The sequence below is a fragment of the Rhodospirillales bacterium genome (genome assembly GCA_016710335.1).
GTDB lineage: Bacteria > Pseudomonadota > Alphaproteobacteria > Rhodospirillales > Defluviicoccaceae > JADJXQ01.
Window position 1 is genome coordinate 29,284 of sequence record JADJXQ010000013.1, and the last position, 17,923, is coordinate 47,206.

The window sequence follows — 17,923 nt, forward strand, 5'->3', positions numbered from 1 at the left end:
TAAAAAGTGTCACGACAACCGCTTGTGGATCGAATTCTATACGATTTCCATTTGATCGTGTCCACTGGTAAGGATGACGTGCAACCGCCAAGCGGTGCCCCGGACGCGGGGAATTGTCGCCGTTATCGCCCCGCGGGCCGGAAACCCGCGTCGGCCGCTTCCGACACCGTTTCAAAGCACCGGTCGCCCTGCCCCGGGTTGATCTGCAGCCGTTCGTAGCTGGCGCCGCCCTCGATGTGGTAGATGCGCTCGCCGCTGCCGGTCACGTTGCCTTTGACGGGGCAAGGGTCGTCGAAGGCGTAAAGCCGCGCCTCCCGATCTCCGCGGCGCCAAGCCACCGGAAAAACGAATGGGCCCTGCCACATTCCACGGCGATCGCGCCGTGCGGCGGCTTCCTGCGTTTCGAACTGCCGCGAGTACTTCCGGAACGCCACCGCCCAGCCGGCAGTCACGATCATTTCGTTGAGGCTTTGTCCGTCGACGGTGCACATCGCCACCATCCTGCCCCAGCGATCGCGCGTAACCACCTTGCACGCAAGCTCGCGCCCCAGGGTCGCTTCGACAAGCCACGCCGTCGCCATCACCCCGCAGGGATACTCGAATTCTGCGACACTGCAGTACTGGTCGCTCTCGGGGGCGTCGACGCCGTGCAAACGGATCTTTTCCCCGGCCATCTCGAGAGTATCGCCGTCGATCACTTTTGCCGGTCCGACGATGTCGGCCTCTGCATTCGTGATCATCAGGATGAGAGCCGCGACGATGACGGCCGCGGCCCACGCCAGCCTTAGCGACGACCGCAGCCGCGTGAAGAGGCTTTCCGCTGCATAGGACATGGCGTCGCTCCCTTCTGGAGCGGTCTATACCCCACACGGGGTATACCTACAAAATGTAATCGCCGGCGCGGGCGGGATTTAGGTGAATGTCGCCAGACGTTCCGCCGCGTCATTCAAACGCGCGCGCACCTGCATTGCCTCGTCCCGTCGCTCCCGTTCGGTCTCGACCACATCTTGCGGCGCCTTGGCGAGAAACTTGTCGTTGGCGAGCTTGCGGTCGAACCGGTCGATCTCCCCGTCCAGCTTCGCCATCTCCCGCTGCAGCCGCGCCTTCTCGGCCGCGACGTCAATGACGTCGGCGATGGGCAGCATCACCGTGGCCTCATCCAGCACGGCCTGCACCGAGCCCCGCGGGAGGTCTCCACTGAGAATGTCCGCCGACGAAAGCCGCGCCAGACTTAGGATCAACTGCCGGTGACGCAGAAGCCGGTCGCGCGCCGCCTCGCCCGCTCCCTGCAACAGCATGGGGATCGCGGCCGCCGGTGGCACATTCATTTCCGCACGTACGGAGCGCACCAGCGATATCAACCGCACGACCCAATCCATTTCCGCTGCCGCGTCGGCATCGATCCGGGCGGGATCGAAGCGCGGCCACGGCCGGCGGATCAGGAGTTCGCCCCCGCGGTCTGCGGACTTCTGGAACAGTTCCTCACTGAGGAACGGCATGAACGGATGCAACACGTGCAGGATCCTATCGAGCACCCATGCCGCGGTAGCTCGGGTTTCCGCCTGACGCATCGCGTCGCTTCCGAGCAGGATCGGCTTGGCGAACTCCAGGTACCAATCGCAGAATGTGCCCCACACGAACTGATAGAGAGCGCCGGTGGCTTCGTTGAAGCGATACGCTTCGATGCCGGCCGCCACCCGCTCGCTCGCCTCGGCCATCTTGCCCGCGATCCAGCGGTTGACGATTTCGTCGCCGTCGAAGGGATCGAACCCTGCAACGTAGTGGCACTCGTACATCTCGCAGAACCGGGCGGCGTTCCACAGCTTGGTGCCGAAGTTGCGGTAGCCCGCAACCCGTTGCTCCGACATCTTGACGTCCCGCCCCTGCGCAGCGAACGCTGTCAGCGTCATGCGCAGCGCGTCAGCCCCGAAGTCGTCGATCAGCCGTAGCGGGTCGATGACGTTCCCCTTGGACTTGGACATCTTCTGGCCCTTCTCGTCCCGCACCAGAGCGTGGATGTAGACGGTGTGGAACGGCACCTCGTCCATGAAGTGCAGCCCCATCATCATCATGCGGGCGATCCAGAAGAAAATAATGTCGAAGCCGGTGACCAGAACGTCAGTCGGATACCGTTCAAGCTCCGGCGTCCGTTCCGGCCAGCCCAAGGTCGAGAACGGCCAGAGGGCCGACGAGAACCACGTGTCCAGCACGTCGGTGTCGCGATCGAGGGCCACGTCCTCGCCATAGTGGGCGCGGGCCGCGGCCGCGGCGGCGTCCTCGCTCTCCTCGACGAACACCGTGCCATCAGGGCCATACCACGCCGGGATCTGGTGCCCCCACCAGATCTGGCGCGACACGCACCACGGCTGGATGTTGCGCATCCACTCGAAGTAGGTCTTGGCCCATTGTTCCGGCACGAAGCGGGTGCGTCCCTCCTCCACCGCCGCGATGGCCGGGCCAGCCAGGGTCTTGGCGTCGACGAACCACTGATCGGTGAGCCACGGCTCGACGGCGACGCCGGATCGGTCGCCGTAAGGCATCATGATCAGGTGATCCTCGATGCGCTCCAGGAGGCCGAGGCTCTCCATCTCCCGCACGATGGCGTCTCGCGCCTCGTATCGGTCGAGGCCGCGGAAGCGCTCAGGCACGACCTCGTTCATGCAGGCGCCGGCGTCGAGCACGTTGATCATCTCGAGACCGTGGCGGCGCCCGACCTCGAAGTCGTTGAAATCATGCGCCGGGGTGATCTTGACGGCGCCGGTGCCCTTCTCCGGGTCGGCATGGGCGTCGGCGACCACCGGAATCGGGCGGTCGACGATCGGCAGCAGGCAGCGGCGGCCGACGAGATCGGCGTAGCGCTCGTCGTCGGGATGCACGGCGACCGCGGTGTCGCCCAGCATCGTCTCCGGTCGCGTCGTCGCCACCGTCACAAAACGGCCCGGTTCGCCTTCGACGGGGTAGCGGAAGTACCACTGGTGGCCATGCACCTCCCGCTGCTCGACCTCGAGGTCGGCAATCGCCGTCTGCAACAGCGGATCCCAGTTGACCAGCCGCTTGTCGCGGTACATCAGGCCTTGCTTGTACAGCTCCACGAACACCTTGCGCACCGCCACCGACAGACCCTCGTCCATGGTGAAGCGTTCGCGGGACCAGTCGCACGAGGCGCCGAGACGGCGTAGTTGTTGGCCGATCGTCCCGCCGGATTCCTCCTTCCACGTCCAGATGCGCTCGATGAAGCGCTCGCGGCCGAGGCTGTGGCGGCTGAGGCCTTCTTTCTCAAGCTGCCGTTCAACCACCATCTGCGTTGCGATGCCGGCATGATCCATGCCCGGCTGCCACAACGCGTCCTTGCCGCGCATGCGCGCGAAGCGGATAAGCACGTCCTGCAGGGTGTTGTTGAGGGCGTGGCCCATATGCAGACTGCCGGTGACGTTCGGCGGCGGAATGACGATGGTGTAAGACGAGCCTCCGGGCTTGGCGCCGCAGGCGAACGCGTTGGCCTGCTCCCACGCGGCGTACCATCGCCGTTCGATCTCCGCCGGGGAATATGTCGTGCTGAGCATCTTTCGCCTGCTTTTGAAACGCCATCATCCGGGATCGGAAGGGGCTCAGTTCGGGCGCCGGGCGTTCGGCGACGCCTGGCCAGCACGCCTCTGTTAGCGGGCGGACGACGGGCTCGTCAATCTTCGAGGCGTTCGGCCCGGTTGACCATCAGGTCGATTTCCCGCTTGACCAAACGCTCGACGAGGTAGGGCAAGTTGCGATCCAGCCACTCCTTCAGCATCGGACGCAGCATCTCGCGGACCATACTCTCGATGGTGACGTCGGACCCCCCGACCGCGACGTCGCGCCGACTGAGGATGGCCTTGGCCAACTGCGCCAGCACATCGGTGGACGCGAGCGCCGATTCCGGGGAGATCATTGAGTTGGCTCGCATCTCCGGAGTCAGATCGAGCACGTCATCGCGTTGGAGTTCGCTTCTCCCATCGAGATCGAAATGGGAATCGATCGCGCCAACCGGAGATTCGGGCGAATCGAACGCGACATCGGCGTCACCGTCTCTGGCCGCTGCTTCAGGATCGGCCGCCAACTGTTTCTGGGCCCCGTCCGATGCAGCCGTCTCCTCGGGCCGGAGTTGCGGCATGTCACGCTCCGGTGTGGCATGATTGGGATCGACATCATCAGCGGGAGCCGCCCCGCGGCCGGCGTCGGCCTTGTCCTCATCTTCCTCCGAAAGAATCCTCCGGATGGAAGCGAGGATGTCTTCCATCGACGGCTCTTGAGTATCCGCCTGGCTTTTCTTGTCGTCAACCATCGGCCCTGCATCAAAAGGGGTATTAGACGACTACCCTACTCCACGAGCCGGCCAAATCCAATTCTTTACGACTCCAAAGACGATACTTCGCGGTTTGCCGCCCGGCGCAACACCGCCGCTGAAGCTCGCCACCGCGGTTATCGGCGCGTCGGCACGGCCGGCACGAAAGCAGGATCGTTCATGTCGCCGATGCTGTCGCCGCCGAACCACTTTCCGCGAACCTGCTGATAGTGATTGCCGGGCTCGTACTGTTGGACCGGAAGCTGCAACTCGCCGGCCGTCAACGTGCCGGTGGCGGACATCAGTTCGTAGGCGAAGCGGATCACATCGCGTTTCGCCAACACCAGGCTTCGCTGCGAGTCGATCAGGTCCTGCTGCGTATCAAGCACATCAAGGACGGTTCGCGTTCCCACCGCCTGCTCGCGCTCGACCCCTTCCACCGCGATTTCGTTAGCGCGCACCTCGGTGCCAAAGGCCTTGTCCTGAGCCTGCGCCGCCTCGAACTCGTTCCACGCCTGGGTCGCGTCGCGGATGGCGAGACGTCGCTGAGCGTTGACGGTGTCCCTGGCCTCGGCAACGATCTGCTTCGCTTCCCGTAGCCGCGAATACACCGCGCCGGACTGGTAGAGCGGCACCGTAAGATTGACTGCCGCGCGGAGGTCGTCTGCTTCGATGTTGTCTCCGGCTGCATCGACGCCGGTGGACGCTTCGCCGGTCAGGTTGAGTTCAGGCAGAAGTTCGCCGCGCACTTGATCGACCCGGTCACGCGCCCGTCGCTCGTCGTACTCCGCCGCCAGAAGCTCCGGGTTGTTGGCTGACGCCAACTCCACCGCCTCTGTCAGGCTGTCCGGAATTTGAGGCGGAACGGTCGGAAGCTGCAGCGCGCCCGGCGGCATGCCGATGATCCGCAAGAACTCTGCGCGCGCCACCTGCAACTCGCCTTCCCGCTGCAGCCGGTCCGCCGTCGAGCGAGCGAGGCGCGCTTCCGATTGGAACACATCGGTCCGCGTCACCTCGCCGACGTCGAAACGATCGCCGGTTGCCTGGAAGAACCGCTGCAGCCTCTGCTCGTTCTGGACCTCGAACTCAACAACCGCCTGCGCCGCCAGCACGTTGACGTACGCCGAGACGGCAGCGAGCAGGACCCGTTGCTGGGCGTCGAGCAGCCGCGCCCGCGCCGCCATTACGGCGTTTTCCGCGGCTCGCGTCGCAGCGATGGTGCGCCCGCCCCGAAACAACGGCTGCACGATGCGACCGCCAATCTCGCGGGGCGTAAGGTTCTGCGAGTCCGACCCTCCGACATCGCCTCTGAACGTACGGCGCCGAACACCGAGCTCCCCGAACGCCTCGGCAGAAGGCCGCCAACCCGACAGCGCTTGCGGCACCTGTTCGTCCACCTGCCGCAACTGGGCGCGCTGCGCTTGAAGTTCTGGGTTATTGAGGTAGGCGGAGGCCAATGCCTCTTCCAGCGTCTGGCCGCTCGCGGTGGCCGTAAACAACACCGATCCGAGGACAAGGCCCACAACACCGACCGCTGGCAAACCCTTCATGTTTCCACCTCGTGGGTACAGTCTGACAATTTACGCCTGCGCATGTTGCGCCTGCACTAACTCTGTGCATGAACACGCATGCGCCGCCCTCGTCAGCGCACGCTGACCAAGTTCCCGTCTGCAGCGTGCGTACACCACCAATGCGTTCAAAGAAAGACGAATTTCTCCCGAGGTTCGAATCCGGGCAACACAGGCGCGGACGCTTCGAACAGCGGGCGCCTCGCCAATGCTCCGTGTGTCCGCGTGAACAGGGTTGCAAACCCCATCCCCTGCGGCACCGACATGACGGAAACCAGGCGGCCGCCCTCAGCCAATTGATCGGCGATCGCCGGCGGCAGTTCGGCAAGCGCTCCCTCGATGACGATGACATCGTAGGGGCCGCCTCGCGCATAACCCTCTGTCAGCGGCAACTGCACGACCGCTGCATTGTCGACGCTCAACAGCTCGAGTGCTCGGGATGCCCTTGCCGCAAGCGCCTCATCACTCTCCAGCGCCACCACCGTGTTGGCCATGGTTGCCATGACGGCGGTGCCATAGCCGCTGTTGCAGCCGATATCGAGGACCACGTCGTCGCGGCCGATCGCCGCCTCCTGAACCAGGCGCGCGAGGATCAGCGGCTCCAACATATAGCGGCCGCCCCCCAGCGGGATGTCCTCATCCACATAGGCGACGTCTTTGAGAGCGTCCGGGACGAAGGCCTCTCGCGGCAACGTTCGCATCGCTTCGATGACCAGCGGATCGATGATCTGATTGGTCCGCAGTTGATTTTCGACCATCGTCCGGCGGGCTGCGGCGTAGTTCATGTTCGACCGTCGTGGCTGGGCAAGATGCATGGCAGAGGAACGTCGGTTTATAGCGGCGCGCTGCTTCGAAAACAATCCTCCCACTTCAACCGGCCCGAAAATTCCCGATATGTTACAGCAGCATTGACCCTTCCTCGGCCGCGCATTAGGTTTGCGCCGTGTCAGTGATGCGCCGGGGCCTTGGGTTCGGCTCTTCGCCGGCGCGGTGGCGGAGTGGCTACGCAGCGGCCTGCAAAGCCGTGAACACCGGTTCGAGTCCGGTCCGCGCCTCCAGACGTCTGATCCGGAGTAGCTCAGTGGTAGAGCAAGCGGCTGTTAACCGCTGGGTCGGGGGTTCGAATCCCTCCTCCGGAGCCAACGATGCCAAGGGGCCGAGCCGCTCCGGCTTGGCCCCTTTTGCTTCTTGTGGACGCATCGCAAGGCGTCGCTTTTCGGGAACTCGACGATCAGGCGCGCAACGCCGGCTGCATTACGCGGAGGCCGGCATAGCACCTGAAAGCGCGGACTGATGACGTCGCCGCTGCAAATGGCCCGCACCGCCTGGGCGCGCCTGCGACAGCGGCCGGACAGCGAGCACGAGCAGGCGATCGTCCGAGTGGCGATCGTCAGCATTCTGACGGCATACGTCGTGTGGCACGCCACGGGCCACGCATCATCATCGAATTTCGGCGTGCTGGTCTATGTGGGGACCGCCTATGCGGCGTTCTCCTGCCTTTATCTGTTCGCCATCCTCTATGCACCCGCGCCGTCGCCGGCACGCCGGCTGAGCGCGATGGTGACCGACTTCGCCGTCCTGTCCTGCCTCCTGCACCTTGGCGGCGAGGTGGCGGCGCCGTTCTTCCCCGTCTATCTTTGGGTCGCCCTCGGCTATGGGTTCCGCTTCGGACTGCGCGACTTGGCGAAGGCCGTGGCGACGGCGGTCATCGGCTTCTCGCTTGTCATCCTGACCACGGCCTATTGGCAGGAACAGATGCCGCTCGCCATCGGCCTGCTCGCGTCGCTGGTCGTTCTGCCGGCGTACGCCGCGACCCTGATCAAGTCGCTGACCGTCGCGAGAGCCCATGCGGAAAGCGCCAACAAGGCCAAGAGCCGCTTTCTTGCGACGGTCAGCCACGACTTGCGGACGCCGCTCAACGCCATCATCGGCATCAGCGACCTGATCAGCGTCACGCCGCTGGATCGCGATCAGCGCGACATGGTCAATACGATCAAGACTTCGGGCGGAGCGCTGCTGTCGCTCATCGACGACATCCTCGATCTATCCCGGATCGAAGCCGGCCGCGCCATCGTCCGAACCGAAGCGTTCGACCTGCATCAGGAAATCGCCGACCTCCTGACCATGCTTCGCCCTCTGGCGCACCGGAAGGGGCTGCGGCTCGGCGCCGACATCTCGCCCCAACTGCCTCCGTTGCTACTGGGCGACGTGCGGCATCTACGCCAAATTCTCGCGAACCTGACCGCCAATGCCGTCAAGTTCACCGAACACGGCGACGTGCTGGTCGGCGTGCATCCGGCAGCGGCGCCGAGCAGGCAGGACATCGTTGTTCGGTTCGACGTCACCGATACGGGGGTCGGCTTGTCGGAGGATGAGCGAAAGCTTGTATTCGCTCCGTTCGTGCAAGGGCTCGATACTGATAGCGGGCGGCCGGACGGCGCCGGGCTCGGGCTCGCCATTGCCAAGAACCTCACCGAGCTTTTGAACGGCACCATCGCCGTTCGCAGCGAGCCGGGACATGGCAGCACCTTTTCGGTCGAGCTGCCATTTTTCGTGGACCAGTCTCGCGACCTCAGATCCATGACCGGTCGACTCCGCGTCGAGTTGATCTCCCACAACGCTCAGGCTTCAGCCGCGCTGCGCGACGGTTTGATCGAGGCGGGTATCGAAGTGACCAGCAGCGGTCTGACTGTGCCGCCTCCGGCCCTGCAGGAGGACGATGATGCGATGGTGATGGTCGTCGACTGCCGCGGCGATGACGCACCGTTTCTCGCGGCGCCGTCCCGATCATCGAGCGGCGGCCGGCAGGAGCAGCCGATCGTTCGCGTCGTGGACGAAGGACCGCCTCCCCCGCCCGATCCGGACTATCTCGTCACGGTGCAGGCGCCTTTCGACGGTACTGTCCTGTTTAAAGCGGTTCGCGCAGCGCACATTCGCGGTTCTGCGGGAACGCACCGTACGAGCGAAGACGAGAGCGGCAGCGAGCCACGAGGAGCATGCCGGGACTTGCGGATCCTTGTCGCCGAAGACAACCCGATCAACCGCAAGATCACCGCGCGCATCCTTCAACATGGCGGACATCAGGTCGACGTCGTGGCCAGTGGCGAAGAAGCGCTCGATCGTCTCGATCAGGACGACGGCGTCTTCGACATGATGATCGTGGACGTAAACATGCCGGGAATGAGCGGCATCGACGTCATCAAGCTGCGTCGTATGGGCGAGGCCGGTGGCGGCGAGCATCTGCCGATCATCGTGCTCAGCGCTGACGCGACGCCCGAGACTGCCCAAGCGTGTGAAGAGGCCGGCGCCGACGTCTTCATGACGAAGCCGGTGGAAGCCCGGCACCTGCTCGCGGCGGTGGAGACAACGTGCCGGCGGCCGGAGACGGAACCCGAACCGGCGTCAGTGGCGGTAACTCCCATCGCCAGGCATCCCCGTTTTCGCGGCGAGCATGTCTCGCCCATCGACACTTCGAGACTGGCCAACCTCAAGTCCATCGGCGGCGACGATGCCTTCGTGGTCGACACCTTACAGGAGTACCTGCGGGACGCCCGGGTGTTGATCGACGAGATTGCCAGCGCCGCTTCGGCAGCCGATTTGACGGCTTTCCGGGAGGGCATTCACGCCTTGCGCGGCACCTCCGGCAATGTCGGGGCGCAGGCTCTGCGCCATGCCTGCGAAATCCAAAAAGACCTCAGCCGCAGCGACTTGCAACGCCATGGCGCAGACTACGTGCACGTAATCGAACGCGAGTTGGAGCGGTTCGCGGAAGAGTTGGCACGACAGCCGCTTGGGCTCGCCGACAGCAAGCGGGGCGGAACCGACCCCCCCGGCAATCCCGCCTCGACCACCTCCGGTCCCTGAACGGCAGTGCCGGCGCGGCCGCTCACAGGTACGGCGAGAGCAGCCACGCCGCCCCGTCGCGGAGCTTGACGGGCAGGCTTCGCGTCTCGACGGCCTTGTGGGTGACTTCCCGCCCTGCGCTCCGTTTCGCTTCGATCAAGGCGTCGAGGCTGGGCGCCAGATGCGGATCATAGCATTCGACGTTGAGCTCGAAGTTCAGGCGAAGGCTACGCTCGTCCCAGTTGGCGGAGCCGATCAGACACCAGATGCCGTCCACGGTCATGATCTTACAGTGGTCGAACGGAGGCGGCGTCTCCCAAACGCGGCAGCCTTGGGCGAGCAAGAGGCCGAGCTTCGCCTTGGACGCCCACTGAACGAGCCGCAGGTTGTTCTTCTGCGGAAGAAATATCTCTACCGCGACGCCGCGCATGGCCGCCATTACCAGCGATGTCATCAGCATGCTGTCCGGCAGGAAATATGGGGTGACGATGCTCACCTGCCGGCGGGCGTGGGACAGCGCCGCCATGATGGTCCAGCGGATGCGTTCGACATCCTCGTCGGGTCCGGACGCAATCGCCCGCGCCGCCCCATTGCCGGCGGGCGACAGGATTGGAAACCAGTCGGTGCCGGCGAGGACTTCGTTGGTGGTGAAAGCCCAGTCGTCTGCGAAGACTTCGGCGAGTTGTCGGACAACCGGGCCTTCGAGCCGAAAGTGGACGTCGTTTATCTGGTGACCGCCTCCCTGGCTTCTCAGGTAGAGCGACCGAATGTTCATTCCGCCGGTAAACCCGATGCGCCCGTCGACGACGAGGATCTTGCGGTGGTTGCGGAGGTTGGCATAGGGGAGCTGCAGTGGAAGGAACGACGGCAGGAACTCCCGCACCGGGATGCCGAGCCGCCGCAGAGTCGGCGTGATCGGCGGATAGGAATAGCGCGCGCCGACGCCGTCGATGAGCACCCGCACCTGGACGCCGCGGCCGACCGCCGCGGCAAGAGCGTCACAGAACATTCGCCCGCCGCGGTCGTTGTCGAATATGTAGGACGCGAGCGCGAGGCTGCGCCGGGCGCCGTTGATGGCGGCCACCATCTCGGCATAGGCCGTCTCTCCGTCCCACAATGGAGTGATCGCGTTGCCCTCGGTCAACGATGACGGCGAAACGGCGTCGACCAGGGAGATCACCGGAGCAAGATGCTGTCCGGCTCCGGCGACAACGTCCGCAACCGGACGCACGATGGGTTGGCCTTCGCTCCGCGGCGGCCCGCCGCCGCGCGGCAACGGGTGGGCGCGCTGCGGCCGCAGTTCGATGGCGCGTCTGCGGATGCGATTGATGCCGAGGATGCCGTAGAGGAGCGGCCCCACGAGGGGGACCAGACACGCCAGCCCGACCCAGCCGATGGCGGCCCGAACGTCCGTCTTGTGCAGGATGGCGTGAGCTGCGGCGATTCCGCTGGTGCTGATGACGAGGACCGCCAAGCCCAACAGCGACAAGGTGCTTAACAGCTTGGTGGCTGGATCCACGGCAGGCCCGCTTGCATCGTGCACGTCCGACGATAGAAGCGCGTTTTCGGGATGCGTGGCAAGGTTCCCCCGATGTCCGCCGGCGCTCGTTCGGCGCTGTTGAGAGCCGTCCTCTACTGTATTGATTTAGATGAAAACCTGTCCGAGCAATTGATTTCCATCCACCGCACATTCCATTAATGTGGACGCTGCCGGTCGCCGATGAGGTCATGCGCCGGCGTACTCTCGAGGTCAGGCACCAATGAGGCCAGGAATGAGACGCGCGTACATCTATCGGCCAAGCAAGACGGCGATGCAGTCGGGCCGCGCCAAAACGGACCACTGGGTGCTGGAATTCGAGCGGGACGGATCGATTTTCGTGGAGCCCCTGATGGGCTGGATCGGCTCGGCGGACACGCGAAACCAGGTTCGGCTCGAGTTCGGCAGCCGCGACGCCGCCATCGCCTTTGCGGAACGACGCGGCCTTGCTTACGAAATCCGCGAGCCGCACCGTCGGCGCATTCGCCCCAAGAGCTACGCCGACAACTTCGCCTATGACCGCGTTGAGTGACCAGCCGTCCCACCGCTGCACACGACCGCCGCATCAGGTGCGCCCGTAGCTCAACCGGACAGAGCACGAGACTTCTAATCTCGGGGTTGCAGGTTCGAGTCCTGCCGGGCGCGCCAATAAAATCAGGAACTTAGAGGCAGACAAAGGCGGCGGCGGCGAAGCGAAAGCGCTTCAGGGTAGCAATCGGGGTAACAAGGCGCAGAGCGTGAGGACGCAGAGCTTCAAGGATCATCGAACGGGTTCACGCCGCGTCTCGGGTTGTGCGGGTTGCGACCCATACGGTACGCCCAGCATGGGCAGTCGATGACCGGACATCGCCGGATAGCCCGCGGGCCATCGGCGCACGGCACGCAATACCGATCTCGAAGCATCTTCAGCGACACCCCACGCGGATCGTCGGAACGGTCGCAGCAGGAGTTCATTCTGGACACAACGGCGGCGGCGGACGCACGCGGATGCCCCGACATTGATAACAGCGCCGCGGATAGCTCAGACAGAGGGTTTTTCCCGCGACGGACGCCATTCTCGGTGATGGTGAGTTCGTCAACCCAGTCGGCATTCTCGGGCCGGTAGCCGTCTGGCGTCATCGTTCCGCGACCCGCGACGGCGCGAACCGCATCGACGCTCATCGGTGCGTGCCACCCATCGCATCAAGCCAGTCGTCCAGCGCCATCACCACCAGCGCCGGCTTCCGGTCCGCGCGGAGAACCACGACCGGCGTCTCGAAGTCAGCCGCACCATCCCCGGCCTGAGCCAGCCAGTCATAGAGGCCGGCAACCCGCGCTCGGCGCTTCGCCTCGATAGACCATCCGCGGACATGGATATCGGCGCCGCCGTCGCGGGATTGATCGAGACACCTGCACACCGGCTCGCCGAAGTGCTCCGACAACAGCCGGCATACCTCGCGCTCGAACGCCGCGCCCTTGTTGCGCTCGCGGGCGCTCATGCTCCCGTCCCCGTCACCGCATCGTGCACGTTCGACCATACATCCTCGACGGCAAGCGCCGCGTCGTCGATGCTCATGCCGGCCATCGGTCGCAGGTTCTCGCGGTTTATCCACCGCAGCACCGCGTCATGAAAGCGCGTCTCGCAGCCGTCGGAGCAGTAGCGGCCGTTCCTGCCCGCCATCGGCTGTCGGCAGGTCATGCACGTTCGAGACACGCCATCCCTCCGGCAGGAATAAGGCTCTTCAGCCGCTCCAGATACCGCACTTGCTGGACGATCCGGTAGAAGCAGCCCTCGGCAACCTGCGCATCGCTCAGCGATGAACGACGGCGGCGAAGCATGATCGGCCCGCGATCCGGCAACTCGACGCCGCTCTCGGTCATGCCCATGGCCTTGGTGAACAGGTACTGCTCCTCGGTCGTCGGATTGCCGCCCAGGGCTTCCAGCCCGAGTTCGTCGGCGATGCCGAACAACGCGGCCGTCACCGCCGCTCCGACACCCTGCCGGCGCAGGCCATCGGGCACGTACAACGAGCCGTAGGCGAAGCCTGCAGCACCCGGCAGCAGACCCGTATAGCCGCGAACCTCGCCATCGTGCAGCACCGCGAACGTCGCGTCGGGTGCCTGTGCCTCCATGGCCGCAAGACCGAGGCGACACGGCCAGTCACCTCGTCCGCGGGACGACGAAGCCGGCAGATCGCGCGGGCGGACTAGCTCGATCCCCGGCGCATCGACCAGCGGCGCGGTGGTAATCACCAGGTCGTACACATCAGCCTCCATACCGTCGGCTGTAAATCGCGCCATACTGGCCAAGGCCGGACATGACGCCGGGGCGGCCTTGCTCGGCAGGCTTCGCCTCCTCCACCTTCGGGCGGATCAGGTCCATGACCGGCGACGGCATCGGCATCGGAGCCCGTGGCGCAACAGACGTTACCCGTACCGCAACCGCGGGCGGGACAACCGGAGACGGCATCAGCGGCTTGTTGATCGCAGGCGGACGCTGTGCGCCGGTGAGAACCGCCGGCAACGTCGAAGGCATATCGGACACGCCGCGCGGCGCCTTCGACGGAAGCACGGCGTTGAACCCGCTCAGAAGCGCCATCAGTCGCGCTCGGGCAGGTTCGAGCCCGCCCTGTAAAGAGCCTCCGCCGCCCGGACGCTGCGCACTTCATAAACGCCCGGTCGATCAGGGACCGCGACCAGCGAGCCGTCCTCAAGGAAGCGCTCGGCCGCACGTGGGCGCCGCTTGATCGCGCTGGAGGCCACCTTCATCTTGGCCTCGTAGTCGGCACCCCATGCCCGCCGCAACTCGGCATCGGCATCCGCCGCGGTCCTCGCGCTATCCTTGTACCTGAGCATCACGCGGCCTCCAGCGGTTCATTGTCGCCGGTCGGCATCGGGATGCGCAGCTTGCTGGCTTCGGCAGGCCGCAGTTCGTGCGCCTCCTTCGTCCTGTCGGAGCCTGGACGGCCAAGCACCTCGTCGGTGACGGCCAAGCCCCAGAGATGAACCCGGAGCGCCTGCAACACGGGATGGCGGTAATAGCGGTCATACCCGCCGAGCAGATCCCGCGGCGTTGCGTTCTCGCCCTCGGAGCGCCGCAGCCCCTGCACCTGTTGCCAGATGCCGCGGATGGCCTGCACGTCGTCGGCCAGTTCCGCGACCGTCGCCCACACATCGCCGATCTTGTCGTTATACTCGGCGACGAGCCCGGCGATCGCCGTGTTCTTGCCCTCGATCCGCGCCTGACGCTCGGCCAGTTCCTGCACGCGACGCTCGGCTTCCAGGCGCTTCAACGCCAGGCGCAAGCCGTAGGTGCGGCCCGAAAGCTGATCCAGCCGCTTGCGGAGTTCTTCGTAGTGCTCAGCGGCACCGTCCACGTCGAGCCCCATATCGGCGGCGGTGGCGTCGCGGAGCGCCTCGGCTTCCTTGCGCTCGGCCTCAATCTCGGCAAGCTGCCGGCTCAGGTCGGCAATCCGCTCGCCGATGGTCAGTTCGGTGGTGTTCATCGTTTCGTGCTCCGGGTCTTGCGCGGTTGAGGCGCGGGTTCAGGTTCGGTCGTCGGTTCGTCGTCTGCCGGTTCGTCCGATATCGACCAGCCGGCAAGCACGGCCTCGGCAATCTCGCGGGCAACGCCCTTGATCGGGGTCTTGCCGTAGACAGCGCGGCGATCGAGTTCATAGGCCACGACCTTTGCCACGGCGGCGCGCCGCTCGGGGTCGAGGGTCGGCGCCGCTTCGGCCACGATGGCGGCCACGGCCTCGGCGCTCACGGCCGCAGGAGGGCGCGGGATCTCGTTGCCGGCAGGGTCGAACCGGCTCCACAACGCGGCATGAACGCTGGCGGCGAGGACATGGTCGGCGCGCCACAGGTTGACGACCAGCGCCGCCGCGGGGTCGAGCGCCTCAAGCTCGGCGATGCTGCGCGCCAACTCGTCGCACCAGGCGATGCGCGACAGCGCGGACGGAGCGCGGAAGGCAAAGCCTTGATGCGCGCCGCGGATGTTGCCGGCCACCTGCGCCATGACGTGCGGCAGGAAGAACGGCACCGCGTGAGCGTTGATCTCGGTCCCTACCTCGCGGACAGCTTCGAGGTAGGTTGCGGCCCATTCCGGCACGGTCGAGTTATCTGACACGAGCCGGTCGGCCACGGTGCGGTGGAGCGCGGCATACGCGAACCTGGCCCGCTGCGGCAGGCGTTCGTGGATCGCAGCCAGCGCCGCGTCGCCGGTGATCGGCGGCGGTGGTGGTGCCGGTTCGGCGGCGGTAAGGTCAGTAAGCATGGGGGTCCCTCTCTCAGAAGTTGTGGGCATCAAAGAGCACGTCGTCCCACGTCGGGATCTCGATGGCGGAGTAATCACGGGCTACCGGTTCGGCGAACGTAAGCGCCAGCGCATCGGCGGTGTCGGGCGACGGCACGCCGCGGGCGGCAAGGTCCGGCTTCTTTTCGAGGAACACGCGGTTTTGCGCGTCGAAACCGTATGCCGGGGCGCCCAGATCCTCGGCAAGCTCGCGATCATCGGCCGGCAAGCAGCCGCCGGTGCGGATCCAGTCGCGCATATCCGACCACATTTCGCTGCGCTTGTTGCGGAAGCGATCCTGCCGGCGGGCCTGACCACCGGCGTTCACGTCCACCACGCGAAAACCAAGGGCGCGCAGGCGGTCGACCACGCCGCCGCCAACGCCAACGCCATCGACGAAGACAGTCTGCGGCGAATGTTCGCGGATCGCCTCGCCAACGTGCGCGGCAAGCTGCTGCGTATCCAGCCCGCGGAAGCGCTGGATCTTGACGATGTTGCGGCCCTGCCGAACCAGGATGACGGACTGGGCGTTGCCGTAGCGCGCCACGTCCACGCCGATGAATTTAGGTTCGCAGTCCTGCTGCACCGGCTCGCGGCGGCGGGCCTCGTAGACAAGATCCTCCGGGATGAACTGGCTCGATCCGGCGCGGGGGAAGACGCCGCGGACGCGCACACGCACAAAGTCAGAATCCTCGCCGTAATCCTCGATCCATTGCTCGATCTGGCGCTGATTGGCTTTTCTGGCGGTGCGGCTGTCGACGGTGCGGGTGATCCACCGATGCTTGAACGCCCGGAAGCACTCGCGGAACCGGCCGGTGGTGCGGGTCGGGTTGCCGAGCGCCAGCCACACGGCGCCGGCCGTGGTCATCGCGCCCGATGCCACCTCCCAGATCTCGTCTGCGACGTTGGAGGCTTCGTCGAAGACCATCAGCACGTGGGCGTCGTGGGTGCCTGCGAAGGCTTCGGCGTTATCTTTGTTCCAGGGGATGGCGTGCGCCACCCAAGTCTCGGGCGCGCTCTTGAGGTAGAAGCGCGTCGCCGTCCACTCGAACCACTCGCGGTTCCGCGACAGCCGATGCCACTTGGCGAGCTCGCGCCATGTCTTCGATGTAAGCTGAACGGCGGTGTTGGCGGTCGCCACAACTTGCGGGTGCGGGCGGGTGCTCATGAACCAGAGGATGATCCAGGCGACGAGCGCGGTCTTGCCGACACCATGGCCGCTCGACACCGCCACCTGCACGGCTTCGGCTTCTGAAGCGCCGTCAGCGGCCCTCAGAGCCTCGCCCAGCGTCGTCAGGATCGCCGCTTGCCAATCGTCGGGCGCGACGTCCTCGGCCAACGGCGTGCCTTCCTGGCCCCACGGGAAGGCGAAGTAGACGAAGCCGAGCGGGTCGAAGTAGAACTTCGCGATCGCAGCGACGAGCGGATCAGGCTGCTGCAGAGCGGCGGTCATGCCGGCGTCATTTCCCTGATGCGCGCGATCTGCTCGCGGGACTTGTTGAGCGCCTGCGCCAGCGCCTCGTCGTGCGACATGACCACGTCGCCGCTGACGTTGATGTTGACGCCGCCTCGCTGGTCGAGCAGTCCGCACATGCGGCCGATGGCCTCGCGCGCTTTGACAGCCGCGATCATCTGATTTTGCCTGATCGCCTCGCCCTCAAGGCGCTCGAAGTCGCCGATCAGGCTGTCCACCGTCACGGCGTTCATCCGGCGCATCGCCTCCTTGCGCCTGTCGATCTCGGCGACTACCCAACGATCGCGGTGCAGTAACGCATATGCCGTGTTTTTGGCGCACTTCGGCGCATAGCCGGCGCGCACCGCAGCCTCGGCGCCGTTCAGCCCCTCCATGATGGCGCCGACGAAGGCTTCCTTCTTTTTCGACCACCGCGTCAGCCCCTTGCCGCCGGTTGGGCGAGGTCGCGGAGCGGGAATTGCGGTTTCAGCGGCCAATTGCTACCCCTGTGTTACCCGAGTGCCGAACATGCCGGGAACAATGCCACAAGAACGGCGCAAAAGCAAGCATTTGTGGCACCGGAGCACGTCATTGATAGTCACGTGCTGCCTACTTTCGGACCACCGCACGACACCGGCTGCGGCAGAACGACGCCCTGGGGGTTGCTGGCCGCCGGTGAGCGAGACGGGCCGGGTGCTGTCCGTCATCGACGGCGCTCCTTCATGCCTTCGTGGTTGTTCGTTCGCCATGCGTGGCGCATCAACCGCTACAGACCGCCCTTGCTGTCGGGACCATGCCCGAGCAGGGTAATCATCCGCCGAAAGTGCGCGGTCGTAGGCCAGACCTTGCCGGAAAGGTGGTGGATCCACAGAAGGACCTTGGTCGGCGTGTCGATCCGATGAAGCTCAATGTCGTACTTGCCGCCGAGCGT

18 protein-coding genes and 3 tRNA genes are annotated in these 17,923 nt (G+C 65.3%); 5 read left to right on the top strand and 16 right to left on the bottom strand.

Annotation, left to right across the window (positions count from 1 at the left end):
• Positions 1 to 122 precede the first annotated feature (122 nt).
• The 5 genes from IPM60_14620 to IPM60_14640 all read right to left on the bottom strand — a co-directional run bounded on the left by IPM60_14620 (position 123) and on the right by IPM60_14640 (position 6,668).
• Positions 123 to 833 (bottom strand): thermonuclease family protein, encoded by a 711-nt coding sequence (locus tag IPM60_14620; protein ID MBK8909074.1) that lies wholly within the window; start codon positions 831 to 833, stop codon positions 123 to 125.
• 78 nt (positions 834 to 911) lie between these two features.
• Positions 912 to 3,563 carry a valine--tRNA ligase gene (locus IPM60_14625; protein MBK8909075.1) on the bottom strand — a complete coding sequence of 884 codons (2,652 nt, stop codon included), beginning with the start codon at positions 3,561 to 3,563 and terminating at the stop codon, positions 912 to 914.
• A gap of 116 nt (positions 3,564 to 3,679) precedes the next feature.
• Positions 3,680 to 4,315: a DUF2497 domain-containing protein gene (locus IPM60_14630; GenBank protein MBK8909076.1), complete on the bottom strand. Its 636-nt coding sequence runs from the start codon at positions 4,313 to 4,315 to the stop codon at positions 3,680 to 3,682.
• A 137-nt stretch (positions 4,316 to 4,452) separates the two neighbouring features.
• Positions 4,453 to 5,865 (bottom strand): TolC family outer membrane protein, encoded by a 1,413-nt coding sequence (locus IPM60_14635; protein MBK8909077.1) that lies wholly within the window; start codon positions 5,863 to 5,865, stop codon positions 4,453 to 4,455.
• A gap of 146 nt (positions 5,866 to 6,011) precedes the next feature.
• A complete protein-coding gene (locus tag IPM60_14640; protein MBK8909078.1) occupies positions 6,012 to 6,668 on the bottom strand; it encodes a protein-L-isoaspartate O-methyltransferase in 657 nt (218 codons plus the stop codon).
• Positions 6,669 to 6,867: 199 nt separating this feature from the next.
• On the opposite strand from IPM60_14640, the gene IPM60_14645 reads away from it, so the two are divergent.
• The 3 genes from IPM60_14645 to IPM60_14655 all read left to right on the top strand — a co-directional run bounded on the left by IPM60_14645 (position 6,868) and on the right by IPM60_14655 (position 9,747).
• Positions 6,868 to 6,941: transfer RNA gene (locus IPM60_14645), tRNA-Cys, on the top strand.
• Positions 6,942 to 6,950: 9 nt separating this feature from the next.
• Positions 6,951 to 7,025: transfer RNA gene (locus IPM60_14650), tRNA-Asn, on the top strand.
• A 151-nt stretch (positions 7,026 to 7,176) separates the two neighbouring features.
• The gene (locus tag IPM60_14655) at positions 7,177 to 9,747 is read left to right on the top strand and encodes a response regulator (GenBank protein MBK8909079.1); all 2,571 of its coding nucleotides are present in this window, start codon (positions 7,177 to 7,179) and stop codon (positions 9,745 to 9,747) included.
• Positions 9,748 to 9,769: 22 nt separating this feature from the next.
• Here the strand turns inward: IPM60_14655 and IPM60_14660 are convergent, their stop codons facing one another.
• Complete coding sequence (locus IPM60_14660) at positions 9,770 to 11,245, bottom strand: cardiolipin synthase (GenBank protein MBK8909080.1); 1,476 nt, start codon at positions 11,243 to 11,245, stop codon at positions 9,770 to 9,772.
• A gap of 241 nt (positions 11,246 to 11,486) precedes the next feature.
• Here IPM60_14660 and IPM60_14665 point away from each other — a divergent pair, with 241 nt between their 5' ends.
• Both IPM60_14665 and IPM60_14670 read left to right on the top strand, forming a co-directional pair.
• Positions 11,487 to 11,795 carry an ETC complex I subunit gene (locus IPM60_14665; GenBank protein ID MBK8909081.1) on the top strand — a complete coding sequence of 103 codons (309 nt, stop codon included), beginning with the start codon at positions 11,487 to 11,489 and terminating at the stop codon, positions 11,793 to 11,795.
• 39 nt (positions 11,796 to 11,834) lie between these two features.
• Positions 11,835 to 11,911: transfer RNA gene (locus IPM60_14670), tRNA-Arg, on the top strand.
• Positions 11,912 to 12,420: 509 nt separating this feature from the next.
• Here IPM60_14670 and IPM60_14675 read toward each other — a convergent pair.
• The 10 genes from IPM60_14675 to IPM60_14720 all read right to left on the bottom strand — a co-directional run.
• Complete coding sequence (locus tag IPM60_14675) at positions 12,421 to 12,741, bottom strand: hypothetical protein (GenBank protein MBK8909082.1); 321 nt, start codon at positions 12,739 to 12,741, stop codon at positions 12,421 to 12,423.
• Positions 12,738 to 12,923: a hypothetical protein gene (locus IPM60_14680; GenBank protein MBK8909083.1), complete on the bottom strand. Its 186-nt coding sequence runs from the start codon at positions 12,921 to 12,923 to the stop codon at positions 12,738 to 12,740. Before IPM60_14680 ends, IPM60_14675 begins: the two co-directional genes overlap by 4 nt.
• Positions 12,924 to 12,937: 14 nt before the next feature.
• On the bottom strand, positions 12,938 to 13,507 hold the full coding sequence (locus tag IPM60_14685) for a hypothetical protein (GenBank protein MBK8909084.1): 570 nt from the start codon (positions 13,505 to 13,507) through the stop codon (positions 12,938 to 12,940).
• A 1-nt stretch (position 13,508) separates the two neighbouring features.
• Positions 13,509 to 13,841: a hypothetical protein gene (locus IPM60_14690; GenBank protein ID MBK8909085.1), complete on the bottom strand. Its 333-nt coding sequence runs from the start codon at positions 13,839 to 13,841 to the stop codon at positions 13,509 to 13,511.
• On the bottom strand, positions 13,841 to 14,098 hold the full coding sequence (locus IPM60_14695) for a hypothetical protein (protein MBK8909086.1): 258 nt from the start codon (positions 14,096 to 14,098) through the stop codon (positions 13,841 to 13,843). The genes IPM60_14690 and IPM60_14695 overlap by 1 nt, the downstream gene beginning before the upstream one ends.
• On the bottom strand, positions 14,098 to 14,748 hold the full coding sequence (locus IPM60_14700) for a hypothetical protein (protein MBK8909087.1): 651 nt from the start codon (positions 14,746 to 14,748) through the stop codon (positions 14,098 to 14,100). The genes IPM60_14695 and IPM60_14700 overlap by 1 nt, the downstream gene beginning before the upstream one ends.
• Entirely contained in the window at positions 14,745 to 15,521 is a 777-nt protein-coding gene (locus IPM60_14705) for a hypothetical protein (protein MBK8909088.1), read from the bottom strand. Before IPM60_14705 ends, IPM60_14700 begins: the two co-directional genes overlap by 4 nt.
• 13 nt (positions 15,522 to 15,534) lie before the next feature.
• On the bottom strand, positions 15,535 to 16,992 hold the full coding sequence (locus tag IPM60_14710) for a terminase (protein MBK8909089.1): 1,458 nt from the start codon (positions 16,990 to 16,992) through the stop codon (positions 15,535 to 15,537).
• Positions 16,989 to 17,489 (bottom strand): terminase small subunit, encoded by a 501-nt coding sequence (locus tag IPM60_14715; GenBank protein MBK8909090.1) that lies wholly within the window; start codon positions 17,487 to 17,489, stop codon positions 16,989 to 16,991. Before IPM60_14715 ends, IPM60_14710 begins: the two co-directional genes overlap by 4 nt.
• Before the next feature lie 269 nt (positions 17,490 to 17,758).
• The coding region (locus tag IPM60_14720) for a hypothetical protein (protein MBK8909091.1) at positions 17,759 to 17,923 on the bottom strand (165 nt) is incomplete at its 5' end.

Bases quoted from the DNA above. Each gene is read 5' to 3' on its own strand.
- IPM60_14690 (MBK8909085.1), bottom strand. From the start codon at position 13,841: ATGGCGCTTCTGAGCGGGTTCAACGCCGTGCTTCCGTCGAAGGCGCCG.
- IPM60_14655 (MBK8909079.1), top strand. From the start codon at position 7,177: ATGACGTCGCCGCTGCAAATGGCCCGCACCGCCTGGGCGCGCCTGCGA.
- IPM60_14675 (MBK8909082.1), bottom strand. From the start codon at position 12,741: ATGAGCGCCCGCGAGCGCAACAAGGGCGCGGCGTTCGAGCGCGAGGTA.
- IPM60_14665 (MBK8909081.1), top strand. From the start codon at position 11,487: ATGAGGCCAGGAATGAGACGCGCGTACATCTATCGGCCAAGCAAGACG.
- IPM60_14680 (MBK8909083.1), bottom strand. From the start codon at position 12,923: ATGGCGGGCAGGAACGGCCGCTACTGCTCCGACGGCTGCGAGACGCGC.
- IPM60_14630 (MBK8909076.1), bottom strand. From the start codon at position 4,315: ATGGTTGACGACAAGAAAAGCCAGGCGGATACTCAAGAGCCGTCGATG.
- IPM60_14625 (MBK8909075.1), bottom strand. From the start codon at position 3,563: ATGCTCAGCACGACATATTCCCCGGCGGAGATCGAACGGCGATGGTAC.
- IPM60_14695 (MBK8909086.1), bottom strand. From the start codon at position 14,098: ATGCTCAGGTACAAGGATAGCGCGAGGACCGCGGCGGATGCCGATGCC.
- IPM60_14635 (MBK8909077.1), bottom strand. From the start codon at position 5,865: ATGAAGGGTTTGCCAGCGGTCGGTGTTGTGGGCCTTGTCCTCGGATCG.
- IPM60_14640 (MBK8909078.1), bottom strand. From the start codon at position 6,668: ATGAACTACGCCGCAGCCCGCCGGACGATGGTCGAAAATCAACTGCGG.
- IPM60_14620 (MBK8909074.1), bottom strand. From the start codon at position 833: ATGTCCTATGCAGCGGAAAGCCTCTTCACGCGGCTGCGGTCGTCGCTA.
- IPM60_14700 (MBK8909087.1), bottom strand. From the start codon at position 14,748: ATGAACACCACCGAACTGACCATCGGCGAGCGGATTGCCGACCTGAGC.
- IPM60_14705 (MBK8909088.1), bottom strand. From the start codon at position 15,521: ATGCTTACTGACCTTACCGCCGCCGAACCGGCACCACCACCGCCGCCG.
- IPM60_14710 (MBK8909089.1), bottom strand. From the start codon at position 16,992: ATGACCGCCGCTCTGCAGCAGCCTGATCCGCTCGTCGCTGCGATCGCG.